15 protein-coding genes are annotated in these 18,122 nt (G+C 70.1%); 5 read left to right on the plus strand and 10 right to left on the minus strand.

Translation table 11 applies throughout. From position 1 onward, the window contains the following. Positions 1-49: 49 nt before the first annotated feature. Both AB0P24_RS12115 and AB0P24_RS12120 read right to left on the minus strand, forming a co-directional pair. Positions 50-1,123 carry a maleylacetate reductase gene (locus tag AB0P24_RS12115; RefSeq protein WP_365792848.1) on the minus strand — a complete coding sequence of 358 codons (1,074 nt, stop codon included), beginning with the start codon at positions 1,121-1,123 and terminating at the stop codon, positions 50-52. Beyond that, positions 1,120-2,016, minus strand: coding sequence for a dioxygenase (locus AB0P24_RS12120; RefSeq protein ID WP_365792850.1), 897 nt, complete (start codon positions 2,014-2,016; stop codon positions 1,120-1,122). The genes AB0P24_RS12115 and AB0P24_RS12120 overlap by 4 nt, the downstream gene beginning before the upstream one ends. A 265-nt stretch (positions 2,017-2,281) precedes the next feature. On the opposite strand from AB0P24_RS12120, the gene AB0P24_RS12125 reads away from it, so the two are divergent. Beyond that, on the plus strand, positions 2,282-3,301 hold the full coding sequence (locus AB0P24_RS12125) for an AraC family transcriptional regulator (protein WP_365792852.1): 1,020 nt from the start codon (positions 2,282-2,284) through the stop codon (positions 3,299-3,301). Positions 3,302-3,570: 269 nt separating this feature from the next. Here the strand turns inward: AB0P24_RS12125 and AB0P24_RS12130 are convergent, their stop codons facing one another. From AB0P24_RS12130 to AB0P24_RS12160, 7 genes are all read right to left on the minus strand, one after another. Continuing rightward, positions 3,571-5,232 (minus strand): carboxylesterase family protein, encoded by a 1,662-nt coding sequence (locus AB0P24_RS12130; RefSeq protein WP_365792854.1) that lies wholly within the window; start codon positions 5,230-5,232, stop codon positions 3,571-3,573. Position 5,233: 1 nt separating this feature from the next. Further along, positions 5,234-6,241 carry a sugar phosphate isomerase/epimerase family protein gene (locus tag AB0P24_RS12135; protein ID WP_365792856.1) on the minus strand — a complete coding sequence of 336 codons (1,008 nt, stop codon included), beginning with the start codon at positions 6,239-6,241 and terminating at the stop codon, positions 5,234-5,236. Continuing rightward, a complete protein-coding gene (locus AB0P24_RS12140; protein ID WP_365792858.1) occupies positions 6,238-7,398 on the minus strand; it encodes a Gfo/Idh/MocA family oxidoreductase in 1,161 nt (386 codons plus the stop codon). The genes AB0P24_RS12135 and AB0P24_RS12140 overlap by 4 nt, the downstream gene beginning before the upstream one ends. Before the next feature lie 4 nt (positions 7,399-7,402). Beyond that, a complete protein-coding gene (locus AB0P24_RS12145) occupies positions 7,403-8,884 on the minus strand; it encodes a GMC oxidoreductase (protein ID WP_365792860.1) in 1,482 nt (493 codons plus the stop codon). Then, on the minus strand, positions 8,884-9,282 hold the full coding sequence (locus AB0P24_RS12150; protein ID WP_365792862.1) for a DUF6379 domain-containing protein: 399 nt from the start codon (positions 9,280-9,282) through the stop codon (positions 8,884-8,886). Before AB0P24_RS12150 ends, AB0P24_RS12145 begins: the two co-directional genes overlap by 1 nt. A gap of 31 nt (positions 9,283-9,313) precedes the next feature. Next, positions 9,314-10,321 (minus strand): TIM barrel protein, encoded by a 1,008-nt coding sequence (locus tag AB0P24_RS12155; RefSeq protein ID WP_365792864.1) that lies wholly within the window; start codon positions 10,319-10,321, stop codon positions 9,314-9,316. Between the two features lie 146 nt (positions 10,322-10,467). Next, on the minus strand, positions 10,468-11,850 hold the full coding sequence (locus tag AB0P24_RS12160; protein WP_365793122.1) for an MFS transporter: 1,383 nt from the start codon (positions 11,848-11,850) through the stop codon (positions 10,468-10,470). 450 nt (positions 11,851-12,300) lie between these two features. Between AB0P24_RS12160 and AB0P24_RS12165 the strand changes: the two genes are divergently transcribed. The 3 genes from AB0P24_RS12165 to AB0P24_RS12175 all read left to right on the plus strand — a co-directional run bounded on the left by AB0P24_RS12165 (position 12,301) and on the right by AB0P24_RS12175 (position 15,098). After that, a complete protein-coding gene (locus tag AB0P24_RS12165; protein ID WP_365792866.1) occupies positions 12,301-13,239 on the plus strand; it encodes a sugar phosphate isomerase/epimerase in 939 nt (312 codons plus the stop codon). Continuing rightward, positions 13,236-14,201, plus strand: a complete 966-nt coding sequence (locus AB0P24_RS12170) for a sugar phosphate isomerase/epimerase (protein WP_365792868.1) — start codon at positions 13,236-13,238, stop codon at positions 14,199-14,201. Before AB0P24_RS12165 ends, AB0P24_RS12170 begins: the two co-directional genes overlap by 4 nt. A gap of 114 nt (positions 14,202-14,315) precedes the next feature. Beyond that, positions 14,316-15,098: a TIM barrel protein gene (locus tag AB0P24_RS12175; protein WP_365792870.1), complete on the plus strand. Its 783-nt coding sequence runs from the start codon at positions 14,316-14,318 to the stop codon at positions 15,096-15,098. Positions 15,099-15,168: 70 nt separating this feature from the next. Here the strand turns inward: AB0P24_RS12175 and AB0P24_RS12180 are convergent, their stop codons facing one another. Continuing rightward, positions 15,169-17,562, minus strand: a complete 2,394-nt coding sequence (locus tag AB0P24_RS12180; protein ID WP_365792872.1) for a glycoside hydrolase family 3 C-terminal domain-containing protein — start codon at positions 17,560-17,562, stop codon at positions 15,169-15,171. Positions 17,563-17,765: 203 nt separating this feature from the next. Between AB0P24_RS12180 and AB0P24_RS12185 the strand changes: the two genes are divergently transcribed. Beyond that, the gene (locus tag AB0P24_RS12185) at positions 17,766-18,119 is read left to right on the plus strand and encodes a hypothetical protein (RefSeq protein WP_365792874.1); all 354 of its coding nucleotides are present in this window, start codon (positions 17,766-17,768) and stop codon (positions 18,117-18,119) included. Positions 18,120-18,122: the final 3 nt, after the last annotated feature.

Raw genomic sequence — 18,122 nt, forward strand, 5'->3', positions numbered from 1 at the left:
GTGATCTGGCTCCATCGTGATCCGGCTGCGTCGCTGGGCGGACGTGCTCTCAGGAGGTCGGGGGCTGTCCGGACCAGGCGGCGCGCAGGAGGTGGCCGAGGCCGTCCGCGGTCACCTCGCGGGGGTTGGCGTAGGGGTTGGCGAGCGAGACCTGGACGATGCGGTCGATGTCGCTCTCGGCCATGCCGAGCTCCCGCAGGGACCGCGGGGCGCCGAGCCGGCCGGCGAGGTCCCACAGATACGCGGCCGGGTCGGCGGAGGTGCCGAGGGCGCGGCCGAGCGCGGCCACCGCCTTGGGCGCCGCGACCTGGTTGTAGGCGAGCGCGTGCGGGAGCACCACGGTGTGGGTCTGGGCGTGCGGCAGGTCGAGGGTGCCGCCGAGGGCGTGGCAGAGCTTGTGGTGCAGGGACATCGTGGTGGCCCCGAGGCAGGCGCCGCACAGCCACGCGCCGTACTGGGCACGGGCGCGGGCGTCGAGGTCGGCGCCGTCGGCGACGATGTCCGGGAGCGCGGCGGCCAGCGCCCGCACACCTTCCTCGGCCATCAGATCAATGATCGGTGAGGCGTCCGGCGCGTACAGGGCCTCGACCGCGTGCGCGATCGCGTTCATGCCGCTGGTCACGGAGACCGAAGTGGGCAGGGTCAAGGTGAGCGCGGGGTCGTACAGCACCGAGACCGGCAGGACGCGGGGGTCCCTGCCCGTGCGCTTGACGCCGTTCTCCGTCAGACCCCACACCGGCGTCATCTCGGACCCGGCGTACGTCGTCGGTACGGCGATGATCGGCAGGCCGTACTGAAGGGCGACGATCTTCCCGAGGCCGATCGCCGAGCCGCCGCCGACGGCGACGCAGCCGTCCGCGTTCACCTCCTTGGCGCGCCTTTGGGCCTCGGCCGCCGATTCTGCGGGCACGTGCATACGGGCGTGGGGGTGGATGTCGGCAGCTCGGGCGCCGATGAGGCCGGCGACGGTTTCGGCGAGCTCCCGCTGTTCGGGCGAGCACAGCACCATGACCCGCTTGAGGCCGGCGTGGTCGATCTCGTCGGCGAGCCGGTCGAGGGCGCGGGGGCCCATCACCACGCGCATCGGGAGCGCCTGGTAGCTGAAGTCGAGCGGGGTGTTCATCGGGCGTCCTTGTGCGTCTCGGGCTCGATCGTCTCCGGCTCGACGGTGATGTCGAACTCGGCCATGCGGAACGGAGCGGTGACCTGGTACTCGTGGGCCTTCTTCTCGTCGTCGACCTGCGGGAAGTCGACGACCAGGCTCTCCTTGACGGCGAAGACGGCGTCCGAGTCCTGGTAGGGGCTGCCGGCGACGAAGATGTGCGTCGTCAGCGGTCGATGGCCGTCGGCCTCGACGATGAAGTGGATGTGAGCCGGGCGGTACGGGTGCCGCCCGGTGGCGTCGAGCAGCCGTCCCACCGGGCCGTCGGTCGGAATGGGGTAGTGGCTCGGCACGATCGTGCGGAACCACAGGCGGCCTTCGTCGTCGGTCCGGAAGAGTCCGCGTCCGTTGCCCAGTGGCTGGACGTCGGGCTGCTGCACGTCGTAGAAGCCGTCCTCGGTGCACTGCCAGACGTCGACGCTCGCTCCGACCAGCGGGCTGCCGTCCGCCGACGTGACGCGGAGCGACACGACGCAGGGCTCTCCGGTGCCCATGAGATCGATGTTGTCCCCGCTCTCGCGCTTCGGGGACTCCACGACGTGGAACGGTCCCAGGACCGTGCTCTCGGTGCCGCCGCCCTGCTCGTTGACGGTCTCCACCAGCATGGAGACACCCAGCACGTCGGAGAGGAGGATGAATTCCTGACGGGTGGGATCACATTTCTGCCCGACGGCGGTGAGGTATTCCACGGCGCACTCCCACTCCTGGATCGTGGGGCGCAGCTCACGGACGTAGCCGTGCAGATGGCGGACGAGCCCTTGGAGCAGTTCACGCAACCGGGGGTCGGGGGTGTCGTGGAAGCTGTCGACGGCCGCCGCGGTAATGGCCTTCACTGCTTCGTCGGTGGCGGGCATGACATACCTCCAGTGGGGTGGCGGGCGTTCTTCGGCCGGGCCGGACGGCGATCGCTCCTCCTCGCGCCGGTCGGCGCCCGGCGAACAAGCTGAGGAAACGCTATGGAGCCGCAGCCGGGGGCGATATCCGCGGAGCGCGGCCGGCAGCCGAATCGCGCGACGAGTTCCGAACGGCCTGTCCGGGGGTGCGGGTGCGGCCAGGGGATGTCCCGCGGAGATCTCGCGTCCACCGCCTGTGCAAGAATGGAGTATGGGGTACTCCCTGTTGGCCAGCCACGTGCTGTGCCGCGATTCAGGCTTCGAAGATTTCCGCGAACGCCTCAATGACCTGTTCTATCCGGCGGAGGTCACCCCGCTGTCGGGCATTGAGGGCCCCGGCGGGGAACTTCGTGGTACGCGCACTGAGCACATCACCATCGGCCTGATGACCTTCGGCCAGCGCACACGCGTCGATCCCGGGCGGACGCCGGCGCACTACCACGTCAACGTCGTACTCCAAGGCGCCATCGAAGCAGCCACCGGACGTCAGGAGATGGTGGCCACCGCCGGCGATGCCATGGTCTTCGCGCCGACACAGCAGCACCGGCTGCTGAGCTGCGACCACGGCGAGCAACATCTGGGAATCAAGATCGACCGGAGCCTTGTCGAGACCGAACTCGAGGCCCTCCTGGGCCGCCCGCTGCAGGCTCCGCTGGAATTCGCGTTCGACTTCGATCTGACGTCCGCGCCCGGGCGCAGTTGGCGCAACACTCTGGACCTGTTGCTGGCCGAGTCCGACAGCACCAGTGGGCTCATCGGCCGACACGCGATCCAGCAGCACTTCGAGCGCCTCCTGGTGAGCGGCCTGCTGCTGGCCCAGCCGCACAACTACACGGAAGCGCTGCTTCGTCCGCAGCCTCCCGCCTACCCGCGGACGGTACGCAAGGCCGTCGACCTGATCGACGCCCACCCCGAGACCCCCTTCACCGTCGGATACCTGGCCCAGGTGGCAGGCGTCAGCGCCCGACGCCTCCAGGAAGGTTTCAGGGAGTACCTCGGCGTGACCCCGATGACGTATCTGCGCAACGTCCGTCTGGACCGTGTCCACGCAGAACTCCTGACCGGCGCCACGGGAGTCACCGAATCGGCCGGGCGGTGGGGTTTCACGCACCTGAGCCGGTTCTCCGCCGCCTATCGCCGGCGCTTCGGCGCCGCGCCCTCCGAGACCCTGGCCAGGTCCGGCGGCCAGGGTCTCGGTGAGCGGGGGGACCTCGGGTACGGCGGCCGACGCATGCCGATCAGCTGATATGGCGGCGGGTGCGCCCACCCGAGGGGGGTGGCATCGGCGGGTGAGCAGACCTTGCCGGTGGGTGCGGGTCCTGCCGGTGCGTCCGGGGAAGCACTCGCCGCCGAGGTCGGCGCACCGCGGTCTCGGTCACGTCGAAGTCCACGGCGATCTGACCGACTGAGTGGTCACCACGGTGACACAGCTCAACGATCTCGTCCTTGAACTCCGGCGTGACCGAGCGGCGAAGCGCGGCTTCTTCATTCTCCCGCCGCGCGGGTCTTGCCCGGCTACGCCCTTCCAAGAGAGCGCCAGAAGGCGCAGTGGTGTTCGGCCGCGTAGTCCGGCATCGTCGAGACGTTGTCCGGGCTGAGCTGCACGATGCCGTTGCCGCCGCCCTGGTACGCCGGCCAGTCGGGTTGGCCGTGTGCGTTGGGGTTGCCCCGCCCGGCGAACGTGGCCCAGTACCGCATGATCCGGTCGGACAGCGCCTTCTGCGCGGTGGTGAAGTGCGAGGGCTGCTGGGCGTAGCCGTTCTGGAAGAGATAGGCCAGCTCGGAGCTGTGCGACGAACCCATCTGGAAGCCCTTCGGCGGTTCGGGGACCGTCAGAGGCGGCGCGTTCGGGTCGTAGAACTCGTAGAAGTAGGTGGTGGTCTGCTCGGCGAAGATGTCAGCGGTCGACAGTTCGCCGCAGCCGCCCAGCCCTGCGGTCGCGCCGCTGTCGGTGAGGACCGCGGCCGTGGCGTAGGCGGGGTCGGTGTAGTCGGAGGCCGGGTACTCCGCGAGGATCTTGTCGGCCTGGTCGCCGAAGAAGGCACGGATCACAGAGTGGTATCCGTCCTCGGACTCCGGGAACGACGCGCCGATGTAGTGCAGTTCCGCCCGTGCCTCGTCCCGGGTGGTGCCCATCAGGACCGGCACCTTGTTCCAGTCGCCGGCCTTGACTGCCTCCAGTGGCTGGGTGGGCAGCGCGTTTCCGCCGGCCACCACGCTCCAGGTGCCCGCCGCGGGCACCTTGGCCATCGCGTCGTTCAGCTCGCCGACGGACTTGCGCCGCATGCAGGCCAGTTCCGCACGGGCGTTGGCTGCGGAGCAGCCCGCGGCCCTGACGATCGCCTGGTCCGTCTCCTGGTACGACGTCTTCGACGCGGTGGGGCAGGTTCCGCCGCTCTGCATGACCGCCGCGCTGAACAGGCCCTTGGCCGCCGGCGCGGCCAGCATGTTGCAGACCGAGAAGGCGCCGGCCGACTGGCCGTCGATCGTGACGCGGCCCGGGTCCCCGCCAAAGGCGGCGATGTTCTTGTTCACCCAGCGCAGGGCGGCCAGTTGGTCGAGGAAGCCGTAGTTTCCGGAATTGCCCTGCTCGTGGTCGAGGGACGCCAGGGCCAGGAAGCCGAAGACGTTGATCCGGTAGTTGATGCTGACCACGATCGCGTCGTTGGCCGCGGCGATTTTGGTGCCGTTGTACAGGTTGGCCGCGCCTGAGCCGTATCCGCCTCCGTGGATCCAGAACAGCACGGGCAGTTTTCTCGCGGTGGTGTGCGCGGGCCGGTAGACGCTGAGGTACAGGCAGTCCTCGGTGACGCTCACCTCACCGGGCCGCAGTCCGCCGACGGCCTGGGCACAGGCCGGAGGGTTGGCGGTCGCGGCGCGGACGCCCCGCCACGGGGTCACCGCGGCCGGCGGGCGCCAGCGGCGCTCACCGGTGGGCGGCGCGGCGTACGGGATACCGAGGAACTTGTCCGTGGCGGCACTCCTGACCCCGCGCACCAAGCCGTCGTCGGTCCTCACCAGGGGAGCACCGCTCCCCTTCGCACTGCCTTCCGGCGACGCGTACACCACCGACGGCGCCATGAGTGCGATCAGGGCGAACAGGCAGGCGGCCAGGCCCGCCAGACCGAGTCGTCGGCCTCTTACGCCCAAGCCGACAAAGCGAAAACGTGATGGCATCTCACGCTCCGTTCGAGAAGGCGGCGTCGAACGACGCCGCGGGAGGGTCGAAGGCAAGGCGCCTGACGAAGGCCAGGGCCTCGGGAGCACCGACCAGGCGGTCCATGCCCGCGTCCTCCCATTCGACGGAGATCGGTCCGTCGTAACCGATGGTGTTGAGCATGCGGAAGCAGCTCTCCCACGGCACGTCGCCGTGGCCGGTGGAGACGAAGTCCCAGCCGCGGCGCGGGTCGGCCCACGGCAGGTGGGAGCCGAGGCGGCCGTTGCGGCCGTTGCCCACCTGGCGCTTGGCGTCCTTGCAGTCGACGTGGTAGATCCGTTCCCGGAAGTCCCACAGGAAGCCGACCGGGTCGAGGTCCTGCCAGACGAAATGGCTCGGGTCCCAGTTGAGCCCGAACGCCTCGCGGTGGCCGACCGCTTCGAGGGCGCGGGTGGTCGTCCAGTAGTCGTAGGCGATCTCGGAGGGGTGCACCTCGTGGGCGAAGCGCACGCCGACCTCGTCGAAGACGTCGAGGATCGGGTTCCAGCGGGCGGCGAAGTCGGCGTAGCCGTCGTCGATCATCGACTCGGGTACGGGCGGGAACATCGCCACGGTCTTCCAGATCTTCGATCCGGTGAAACCGACGACGGTACGGACACCGAGGCGTGCCGCCGCGTGTGCGGTCAGCTTCATCTCCTCGGCGGCGCGGCGGCGTACGCCTTCCGGGTCGCCGTCGCCCCAGACCCTGGGGTGGACGATGGCGCGGTGGCGCTCGTCGATCGGGTCGTCGCAGACGGCCTGACCGTTGAGGTGGTTGGAGATGGCGTGGACCTGGAGGCCGTACTTGTCGAGCAGGGCGCGGCGGCCGTCGAGGTAGGTGTCGTCCTCGGCAGCGCGGGCGACGTCGAGGTGGTCGCCCCAGCAGGCGATCTCCAGGCCGTCGTAGCCCCATCCGGACGCGAGCCGGCACACCTCCTCGAGGGGCAGGTCGGCCCACTGGCCGGTGAAAAGGGTGACGGGGCGGGTCATCGGCTCTCCTTTCGGTCCTGGACAGCGGTCCACTGAGAGTCATGCGCGGCGCTGTGTTCCACGGATTCCAGCACCCGCTGCACCTGGAGGGCGTCGTCGAACGACGGCTCAGGGTCGGCGCCTTGGGCGATGGCAGTGATCAGGTCCACGACCTGGTGGGTGAAGCCGTGCTCGTAGCCGAGGCCGTGACCGGGGGGCCACCAGGCGGCGACATACGGATGCTCGGGCTCGGTCGCGACCACTCGGCGGAATCCGGCGCTCGCGGTGGGGTCGGTGCCGTCGAGGTAGTGCAGGACGTTCATGTCCTCGAAGTCGAAGGCGAGACTCCCCCGGTCGCCGTTGATCTCGATGCGCAGCGCGTTCTTGCGGCCGAGGGCGAAGCGGGTCGCCTCGAAGGTGGCCAGGCCGCCGCCGTCGAGACGGCTGAGGAAGACGGCGGCGTCGTCGACGGTCACCTTGCCGGATCCCGTGCCGTCCGGCAGCGGTCGCTTGTCGACGAACGTCTCGGTCAGGGCGCTGACCCCGGTGAGCCGTTCGCCGGTGAGGTACTGGGCCATGTCGACGATGTGGGAGCCGATGTCCCCGAGCGCTCCTGACCCGGCGCGGTCCTTCTCCAGCCGCCAGCTCATGGGGGTGGCCGGATCCGCCAGCCAGTCCTGCAGGTACTGGGCGCGGACATGCCGTACGCGCCCGATCCGGCCCTCGGCGACGAACTGCCGGGCGAGCCCGACGGCCGGCACGCGCCGGTAGGTGAAGCCGACCATGGAGCGGATGCCGCGCCCGCTCGCCTTCCGGGCCGCCGTCGTCATCTCCTCGGCCTGTGCGACCGTGTTGGCGAGGGGCTTCTCGCACAGGACGTGTTTGCCCGCCGCGAGCGCGGCGACGGCGATCTCGGCGTGGGTGTCGCCGGGGGTGCAGATGTCGACGAGGTCGATGTCATCCCGCTGCACGACCTGACGCCAGTCGGTCGCGCTCTCCTGCCAGCCGAGCCGTCGGGCGGCCTGTGCCGCGCGTTCGGCGTCCCTGCCGACCAGTACGGCTTGCTCGGGAGCCAAGGGCATGTCGAAGAAGTGCGGCGCGGTCCGCCACGCCTGGGAGTGCGAGGCTCCCATGAACGCGTGTCCGACGAGGGCCACGCGCAGGGTGTCTCCGGGCAAGGTGTCACCGTCCTTCGAGGGGCAGGGTGCGGGCGATGTGGCGGGCGCCGGCGACGGCCAGGGCCACCGAGGTGAGCGTCGGGTTGCAGGCGGTCGCCGTGGGGATGACGCCGTTGCCGGCGACGTGCAGGCCCGGTACGTCCCAGACCTGGCCGATGGGGTCGCAGACCGAGGTGCCGTCGTCGGTGAGGCCCGCGCGGACGGTGCCCTGGTAGTGCAGCGACGCCCCGAGGGCGAGGGTGCGGGGTGCGTCGTCGAGGGGGTCGCCGAGGGCGTCGGCCGCCCGGCGGACCGCGGTGCGGGCCGCGTCGAGGGAGGCGTGGTCGCGTTCGGTGAGCCGGTAGTGGATGCGCATCGCGGGCATGCCGTAGGCGTCGCGACGGGCGTCGTCGAACTCCACGCGGTCCTCGGCCCGTACGTCCTTCGCGCAGAACCAGCCCAGGCCCACGATCGACCCGGGCGCCGGGACGTCGTCCCCGACCAGCGGGACGGGTGAGGCGTCGAGCTGCATCACCTGGCCGTGGAAGGGCTCGTCGTCCGTGTACGGCACCCAGCTGACGCCGCTGGACGGGGCGGTGGCCGTACCGGGTGCCGCCTGGACGTCGCGCAGGCGGACGGCGTACACGATCTGCGGCTGGTCGTTGAGGTACCGGCCGAGGGCGGGCGGCCGTACGCCGGAGGCCCACAGCAGTTGGGGGGTGCGCAGGGCGTCGGCGGCGACGACGACCCGTGCGGCGCGCACCTCGTGCTCGGTGCCGTCGCGCAGGTCGCGCACCAGGACGCCCGCGGCCCGGCCCTTCTCGACCAGTACGCGGGTGACCAGGGCCTCGGGGCAGAGGGTGTGCCGTGGGTTGGCGCGGGTGGCCTCGCCGTAGACGACGTCGGCTCCGGACCAGGTGACGCGGCCGTCGTCGTGGCGCCGTACCGCCAGGGGCATGGGCCGCACTCGGCGGGCCTGCGGGCGGTCGGCGTCCAGGGCGTCCGCCAGGCGTTTGCGGACCTCGGCGGCGAAGGGGGCGTCGTCGAAGGCGTGGGCGTCGACGCCGAGCAACCGCTCGGCGTCGTCGAGGAGTTCGTCCATCCCCGGCACGAAGCCGATGCGTTCGCCGCCGCCGGGGCGCGGGCACGCGGCCGTCCAGTGGGCGCCCATGCCGCCGACGTTGCTGGACATCGCCGCGTTCGGCAGGCCGTCCTCGCCGGGGCTCTGGTAGCCGTCGGGGAGGAGGAAGGTGCCGGGGCGGGAGAGGCGCCCGTCGGCGGGGGCCGGGCCCGGCCCCTGGGAGCGGAGCTGGGCGCGCTCGCGTTCGGCGGGGTCGGCGATGTTCTTCACATGCACGCCCGGAGGGTCGGCCAGCAGGGGGCCCACCTCGAAGGTGGCCAGGTCCAGATCGGGGCGCTGCTCGGACAGGATGCGCGCGTAGGCGGCACCGCACGGTCCGCTGCCTACGACGGCCACGTCCACGCGCGCGGGGAAGTCCCGCCTCATCACTTCCCCGCTCCGGCCCCGAGCCGCAGTCGCTTGCGGTCACGGCCGCCGCCGGGCACCGGCATGTAGGAGATCCGCAGCCGCACCGACACGGCGACGTCGTGGTCACCGGGAGCGAGCGGCGCGTCGGTCTCGAAGGCGAGGACGGCCCGCTCCCCCATCTCCCACCGGTCGTCGGTGACTTGGGGCAGCTCGGCGAAGGTGTAGGTGTTGCCGTGCACGCTGAAGGTGGTGCGCTCTGCGGGTACCGGGCGCTCGTCGAGGGTGAGGTCGACGGCCTCCACCATGGACAGGAACAGGCCCCGGTAGTAGGGCATCCTCACCTCCAGCTCGCCGCCCGGGCGGCCGTCGCCCCGGGTGCGGAATCCGTCCTCGCAGACGATGTATTTGTCGAACACGGTGAAGCCTCTCCGCGGTGGTGGGTGGTGATCAGGCGGTCTCGCCGAGGAGGCGGGCGAGCAGCGTCTGCTGCCGGCGCACCTGCTCGACGCTGTCGACGTGGAAAGCGTCCTGGATGTGGCGGTTGCCCTCGTACTCGCTGGAGAGGTAACCGGTGAAACCGCCGTCGACGAGGACCGGGACGATGTCCTCGTAGGGGATGCTGTACTCGGTGCCCTCGTCGGTCATCTCGTAGAACTTCGCCTGGATGTGCCCGGTGAAGGGCATGTGGGCGAGGAGTTCCTTGGGCTCGGTCCAGATGTAGTGGGTGGCCTGCCGGGCCAGGGCGAACTCGACGGGCCCGCCGCCGCGGTAGTTGACGATGTCCATCAGCGCGTGGGTGTCGCCGTGGTCGTCGTAGGTGCGGACGATGTGGTCGACGAGCTCGGGCCGTGCCCCGTCGCGCAGGGCCCGCTCGCTCACCACGCGCGGGAACCGCCGTACGTGGATGCCCATGTCCGGCATCAACCCGAGGACGTGGGCGCCGGCGCGGTGCATGACCTCCAGGTGCTCCAGGATCCACGGGTGCCCGAAGTGGAACAACGCGTGGACCTCCAGCAGCAGCCGCACCCCCTGGTCCTCGGCGTAGGGGGCGACGGCAGCCATCACCTCCGGTGAGAAGTTGACGGTGGCCTTCACGATCGGCGCGCCGACACGTACCGCGATGTCGATGTCACGGCGGACGCGGGCGGCCTGCTCGTCGAGGGTCAGCAGGCGGTCGGAGTGCAGCTTGGTGTCGAGGAAGGCGTTGGTGGCCACGGGCGTCGTACCGTAGGCGCGCATCCAGTCGTGCCAGCGCGTGACGAACTCGTCGGTCGGCTCGGGATAGCCGGGGACCGACTGCTCCGGGATGATCTCGATGCCGGTCGCGCCCATGCCGGCGGCGGCGGCCACGCAGTCCTCGACGGTCATGGTGCGCAGGAAGTACTCCTCCTGAAAGGAGTAGAGGCTGACTCCGCGGCGGATGGCGTGCGGCGGCCGACCAGAGATGGGCGTCATCGGCTGTCGTCTCCTTGCTCGGTCCCGTGGGGGCCAGTGTGTGCCCCGAGCTGGAATAAATACAAGATTCTGATTCTGTTTTTTTCGCGGACGGTACCGCGCAAGACGAGGGGCTCATGCCCCTGTTCGTCCGCTGGGAGCGAGCGTCAGCTCTTCTCCGAGTGGGCCGCGCGGTCGATCTCGGCGCGCATCTCCTCGTGCCGCCCATCCAGATCCCAGAAGGCCATCGTCACGGCCTGCGCCACGACGAGGAGCAACGGGACGCCGTAGAACAGCACGCGAATGCCGGTCACCGCCGCCCCGCCCTCGTCGCCCGCCCGATAGCCGGCCAGAGCGAGTCCGTATGCGATCGCGGCCGAGCCGACGGCGGAACCGACCTTCGTGGCGAAGCTGATGCCGGACGACAGCAAACCCTCGTGCCGCGTGCCGAACCGCCACTGCTGGTACTCCACGGTGTCCGCGACCATCGTGAACATCGACACCATCGACACCGCGATCGCGAGCGTGGCGATGATGTAGAAGGTGAGGAACACAGGGAAGGCACCCTCGGCCGGGTACAGCGCGGCCCAGGCGACGAAGCCCACCGCAAGCGCCTGCAGATTGCCGCGACGCTTGCCGAAGCGGCGGTAGTACGGAGCGGCCACCAGGCCACCGACGATCATCGTGCCGGACACCAGCGGGAGCAGTACCGAGATCGCCCAGGGGGCGCGCAGCACCGCCAGGGCGAAGTACACGGTCACCCCGAGCACCAGGGACAGTCGTACGAAGTTGAGCACCCCGTAAACGAAGACCACCTTCCACGGCCGGTTTCCCCACAGCGTCCGCAGGGCGGCCGTCAGCCCGACCTGCTCGGATTCGGCGGGCAGGGCGTACCGCTCCTTGCAGGCGAGGAAGGTGACGGCGAAGAAGCAGACGCTCAGCACGCTGTAGATCGTGGTCGCGACGGTCCAGCCCCGCTGCTCACTGCCGGCCCCCAGCCAGGCCACGAACGGTGTCGTGGAGGCCGTCACGATGATGGATCCGACGGAACTGCCGATGGCCCTCAGACCGCCCATCTGCATCCGCTCGTCCGAGTCACGCGTCATCATCGGCAGCAGGGCACTGTAGGGGACGTTGACCAGGGAGAACAGCAGCCCCAGGGTCAGGTACGTGACGAACGCGTAGACGAGCTTCCCGCTGTCGCTCACGTCCGGGACCATGAAGGTCAGCACGCCGACGACCCCGAAGGGTATCGAGGCGAAGACCAGATAGGGGCGCGCCTTGCCCCAGCGGGACCTGGTGCGGTCCACGAGGACGCCGATGGCCGGATCGATCACGGCATCGGCCAGCCTGGCGACGAGGAAGAGGGTACCCAGGGCCGCGACGGGCACCTCGGCGACGTCGGTGTAGTAGTAGAGGAGGAAGCCTCCGACGAGGTTCCACGAGAGGTTGGAGGCCAGGTCGCCGGCCCCGTAGCCGAACTTCTCCCGCCAGCCGAGGCGGGTCGTCGCTCCCTGGGGCGTCTGCGGTTTGACAGCGCTGATTGTCACGTCCAAGGTGCTCCGCTCCTTTGCGTGGCACGACGCCGCACCGGCGCCCCTGGATGAACAGGGCACACCACACTCGCGTCCAGCGCAAGACAGAGTAAATTCAAAATTAAGATTTTGGTTATTCCTCCAACAGCACCTCACCAGGCGCACCCGTCCCAACCTGGAACCTTGCCGCGAGGTGCGCCACCGAGCCACCCGCAGGAAGCCGACCCGCCCCCGAGCACCACCGGCACCGGAAGTCCGCCGCGCGCGCCGCGGGCGACATCCTCCCGCACACCCGCGATCACGCCGACCGTCGGCGCGCTCGGCGCGCATGGACATGAGCACCAGCCGTCACGAGGTCACGCGGCTCGACCACTTCCCAGACCTAGAACCAATATGTAGATTCTGTTTAATCGAGATCGCATCCTGTCGGCTGCGTCCCCTCCCCCTCCCTGGAGTTGATCAGGCATGAACGAGCTCCGCTGGAGCTACATGGACCACTGGCGGGTGGACAGCCCACGCGGCCCGGTGACCCAGTACGCAGCCCGCCGCCACATGGACGACTTCGTCAAGCAGATCAGTGCGGTCGGTTTCGAGGGCCTGGACATGTTCGACTTCCAGGTCTACGCCCTGTCCGGCATGTTCGGTTCCGTCGAGAACTACCAGCGCTATCTGCGCGACCACGGCATCGAGAAGATCGTCAATCTGTTCCGCGGCATCATGTACGACCCGCGCGTCGCCGACGCCCACGTCCGCGAGACGCACGACGAGATCGTCGGGAGCACCCGCCGGATGCTCGGCATGTGGGACGCCCTCGACATCGAGAGCCTCATCGTGATGCCGGCCAGCCTCTACACACAGACCGCGCCGGTCACCGACGACAAGATCAAGGCGGCGGCCGAGTGCTGGAACCGGGTCGGGGAGATGACCCTGACGGAGTTCGGCGTCCGCACCACCTGTCACCACGAGTTCTTCTGCGCCATCCGCACCGAGGACGACATCCGCAAGTTCTACGAGTTCACCGACCCCCGGTACGTGTCGTTCTTCTGCGACACCGCCCAGCACTGCATCGCCGGCATCGACCCCGTCACCCTCTTCATGGACCTGCACGAGCGCTGCTCGGGCTTCCACTTCAAGGACACCCGGCAGCGGGACACCACCGAGGCCTACAAGCACAGCCCGGACGCCGAGCTGATGGCCCCGCAGACCGACCAGTGGTTCCACGAGATGGGCACCGAGGGCGGTCTGGTCGACTTCCCGCGGCTGATGCGCGCAATCAAGGACGTCGGCTACACCGGCTGGATCACCGTCGAGCACGACAAGGTCAACATCGGCGGCGACTACGCCGAGGCCACCGCCCTGTCCATGTGGTACGCCCGCAACGTCCTGTCGGAGATCTACGCATGAGCCCCCGCATCCGTCTCGGCTACGCCGTCAACCAGTGGAAGCCGAACTTCGACGACTTCACGCGACCCGAACAGCACGAGCGCGCCCTGAAGGTGATCGCCGCCTGCGGGTTCACCGGCGTCGAGCTGTGCGGCGGCACCGGCCGCTGGGATCCGCTCGGCCGGCCCGCGTCGATCGCGGCGACCTACGGTTCCACCAGGGCCTTCCTCGACATCGTCCGGGGTACGGGTCTCGAGGCGGTGTCCAGCTGGTACGTCGACCCCGGTGAGCCCGTGGACGAGGAGCTCAGCCGCGGCCGGTCCATCCTGGAGCGCGCCCGACACGGCGAGATCACCGAGGCTCTGCTGCCCTTCGCCGAGTTCCTGGCCACGGCGGGTGGCACCCGGCTGGTGGTGCGGGCTCTGCCGGCCGCCTGGACCCTGGACCGGCCGCTGCCGGGCGCGGCGATCACCGATGCCGCGGCTGGCTGGAACAGCGTGGGCGCCGCCGTCGCGGAGACCGGCGTACGGCTGTCCCTGCACGTGGACTGCCTGAGCGCCGCGGCCGAGGAGAAGACACTGTCCGCGCTGCTCACCGAGACCGACCCGGCCCTGGTGGGTCTCACGCTCGACACCGCCGAGCTGACCGTCGCCGGGCTGGACCCCGTGCGGCTCTTCGACACGCACCACGACAGGGTGGACCACCTGCACCTGAAGGACACCCGGTACGTCGACGAGAACGGTGAACGCCTCGCGCCGCACGCGGAGGCGAGCATGCTGTCCGAGGGCGGAGCCCGCGGCATCGAGCGCTGGTTCTACGAGTGCGGCACCACCGGCGGGCTCGTGGACTTCCCCGCCCTGGCGGAACGGCTGCGCGCCCACGACTGGTCCGGCTGGGCCGTCTTCGAGAGCGAGCAGACACCGAACCCGGCCCGCAGTGCCATGCTCAACGGCTGGTACGCACAGCGGCTGCTGCGCGGCTGACACCTCGCGCGGGGCGGCGGCCGGTTGTCGCTTCCCTCCCGGCCGGCGCCCCGCGTGCCGGCTCACCCCGCGGTCACCGTCGCGGGGGCTTCCCTCTCCGTTTCAGGAGCAACCATGTCCCGTCCCGTCCCTTTGTCCGTCAACGTCGAACTCCTCTTCAAGGAGGCCGGAGACGATCTGGGTGAGCGCATCCGCGCCGCCGCCGACCATGGCGTCGACGTGGTCGAGATCTGGTCGCACAGCGACAAGGACCTGGAGTCGATCCGCAAGGCCCTGGAAGCCACCGGCTCGTCCCTGCACACCCTGCTCGTCGAGGGCCGGCTCACACTCGCCGACGCCCGCACCCACGAGGAGTTCCTCGGTCACGTCCGGGCCGCGGCGGAGGTTGCCGCCCGGCTGGGCTGCACCCGCATCGTCACCGGCTCGGGCGTGGGACTGCCGTACGTGAAGCGTGCCGTGCAGCACGGCATCCTCGTCGACGCGCTGAAGGCGGGCGCCGAGATCGCCGCCGACCACGGCGTGACGATCCTGCTGGAGAACCTCAACACCCGGGTGGACCACCCGGGCACCCTGTTCGACACCACCGCCGAATGCCTCGCCGCGGTGCGTGAGGTCGACTCCCCCGGGCTCGCCCTCCTGTACGACCTCTACCACTCACTGCAGATGGGTGAGGCGCCCGAGCGGGAACTGACCGGCGCCATGGACCTCGTCTCACACGTACAGATCGCCGATCTGCCGAACCGCACGGAGCCGGGCACCGGAACCGTCGACTGGGCCGCGCAGCTCCACGGTCTGCGACAGCTCGGCTACGAGGGCCCGATCGGTCTCGAGTACCACCCCACCATCGAATCGGCCGCATCACTGCGGTCCGTCCAGGAGGTCGTCGCGGCGCTCTGATCGCGACAGCCGAAACGGGCGGGGAGAGGCGGTGAACGCCTCTCCCCGCCCGTTTCGGCTACAGCTTCGGCTACAACTCGTGGACAAGCGTCTGCACGATGTCCTCCGCGGACCGGCCGACGAGGACCTCATGCCGCCCCTCGATCACGGACCAGCCTCCCCCCGCGGCGTCCCACCGCTGCCACGTACGCTCGTCGAGCTCCACTTCCACCTCGGCGTCCTGCCCCGCGTCGAGCCGGATCCCGGTGAAGCCGGCGAGCCGGGCATCCGTCTCCCCCGGCGCCCGGATGTAGACCTGGACGACCTCACGCCCGCCGCGCTCCCCTGTGTTGGTGACCGGAAGGCGCACCGCCCAACACCCTCCGCTCGGAACGAGCGAGGCCGCCCCGAGCCGCCAGGTCGTGTAGCCGAGTCCGGCGCCGAAGGCGAATCGGGCCTTGGTGCCGCTGCGCCTCAGATGCCGGTACCCGGTGGGTTCTCGGTAGACACGACGCAGATCGGCGTCGAGCGTCTCACCGTGCGTCGCACGGTCGGCGTCGCACAGGGGCACCGTGACGGGCATCCGGCCACCGGGCTCGTCGTCCCCGGCCAGCACACCCGCCAGAGCCGTGCCGTACCCCTGCCCGGCGAACCAGCTCTGCAGCACGGCGGGGACCGAGTCGGCCCAGGGGGCGTCCACGGGCCGTCCCGCGTTGACGACCACGACCGTGCGCGGATTCGCCCGGGCCACCGCCTCGACGAGTCCGAGCTGGGCCTCCGGCAGAGCGGAGTGTTCGAGGTCCTTGCTCTCCCGCGATGTCTCCAGTTCGTCGCCCACGACCAGTACGACGGCGTCGGCCGACGCGGCCGCCTGCCGCGCGCGCTCCAGGGCTCCAGGAGTGGCCGGCGGCGTGCAGCCCACGGTCAGCGCCTGCACCGGGCCGCCCGTCGAGACCATCTCGACGACCACGGTCACCGGTTCCCCCGCCCTCAGTTCCCACTGCGCGGTCGTGGTCTCGGCGCGGGCCACCTGCCCCATCAGATCCCCGGCGGCGGGGGCCGGGCGCCGGGCGAGCACCACGCCGTCGACGGACAGCACGGTCGCACCGGATCCACCGGCACCGAATGTCCAGTGTCCGCCGGCCTCAGGGGTGAGCACGGCTGTGAGCCTGAGCGTCATCGGCTCCGTGGTCGGCCCGACGCCCGGGATGTCCCCGAACCAGATGAACGCGCTGTCCGCGCGGACTTCGGTCAGGGCGACGTGTCCGTCGCGCAGATGCTCCAGCCGCACTCCGGGCTCCTTGTCCGGAGTGGTGACCCGGAAGGCACCCAGGGAGTCGGGCGGCACCGTGTCGACCCCGGGTTCGTACACGACATCGCAGAGGGGACCGAAGCGTTCCCTCATCGCCTGGAGCGGGGTGGCCGCGACCTGTTCCGGCCGGATCCGGCCGAACGTCGCTCCCTGGTAGCAGGGCCGGCCGGCGTTCGGTCCGATGACGGCGAGCCGTCGCAACCCGGCCGGGTCGAGCGGGAGCAGCGTGTCCTCGTTGCGGACCATGACGAACGAGGCGGCGGCAGCCCGGACGAGTGTCTCCTGTGCCTGTTCGCGCGGTACGTACGCGTCACCGGCGGCCACCTGCCGGTGGGCACCCTCGATGCCGCCGACCCGCCGGGCCAGACGCAGCAGTCTCTCCACCGCGTCGTCCAGCCGTGCCCGCGGCACCTCACCCCGTTCCACCGCCTCGGCGAGCCGCACACCGTAGTGGATCGCCGGACCGGGCATCTCCAGGTCGAGGCCGGCGAGCGCCGGGCCGACCGTCTCCTTGAGGGCGAAGTAGTCGGAAACGACCACCCCGTCGAAACCCCACTCCTCCTTCACGATCGCCAGCAGTTCGGCGTGGGCCGTGCACGGTGTGCCGCCCAGCCGGTTGTAGGCGGCCATCAACCCCCAGGCGCCGGCCCGCACAGCCATCTCGAAGGGGCGCAGGTAGACCTCACGCAACGCCGTGTCGTCGACCTCGGCGCTCATCCGCTGTCGCGCCGTCTCCGTGTCGTTGCAGACCAGGTGCTTGGGGAACGCCGCGACGCCCTGTCCCTGCAGGCCTGTCACGAAGGCCGCACCGAGCACGCCGGCCAGCAACGGGTCCTCCGACAGCATCTCGAAGGTCCGGCCGGACAGCCCCGTCCTGGCCAGATTGAGGTTGGGGGCGTAGATCGCGTCGAAACCGCGCCGACGTGCTTCCGATGCCTGTGCCGCGGCCACCGCGCCGACCACTTCCGTGTCCCAGGTCGCTCCCAGCGCGATGCCGCTGGGCAGCAGCAAGGAGGTCTCGCGCTCGTCGAAGGTCGGACTGACCAGGCCCAGAGGCCCGTCGACCAGGAACAACGACCGCAGCCCCAGGGCCGGCTCGTCCAGGGTGCTCCAGCCTGTCTTTCCCGCGGTGAGGGAGGCGGCATCCAGGGGCGGGTACGCGGAGGCGTGCATGGCGACCTCTCGATGTGCGGGTGGGTGGTGCGACGACGGCGCGGGAAGAACACCGCCACTTCACTAGAACCAGAATATTAATTCTGCTCAAACCTAGGCAGCCGAGGTCCGGCCAGTCAATACCGAGCTCACCCCTTGACGGCCATGCAGCCCTCACGTATTTTCAGAATCGCAATTCTGATTCACTGGTGGGGGGTTCTCCCATGCACTTCTCCGTCTTCCTCGTCGGCCGCTCCCTGGGACCGGCCGACGATCCCTTCACCGCCTACGCACCGACGTCCGGCGACCCCCTCCGCTTCGCCGTGTACCTGGCCTCCCGGACGCAGAACGTGCACCACGGCTTCTCCGTGACGACCCTGCCTCTGCACCGTCCGGTCCGCCTCGCCGAACACGTGAACCTGCTCGACCACGGCCCCCCGCAAGGGCGCGGTGGTCCAGCGCATCGTTCCCGCCGGCGCGAACCCTCGACGGCCTTCCAGACGTGCCTGAACCCCTACCGCGCCACCATGAGCCACCTCCGGTCACCCGCAGCCGGAGACCGACGAGCAGGCGCGTGAGGA

The sequence above is a fragment of the Streptomyces sp. NPDC086519 genome, assembly GCF_040686075.1.
Taxonomy (GTDB): Bacteria; Actinomycetota; Actinomycetes; order Streptomycetales; family Streptomycetaceae; genus Streptomyces; species Streptomyces shenzhenensis.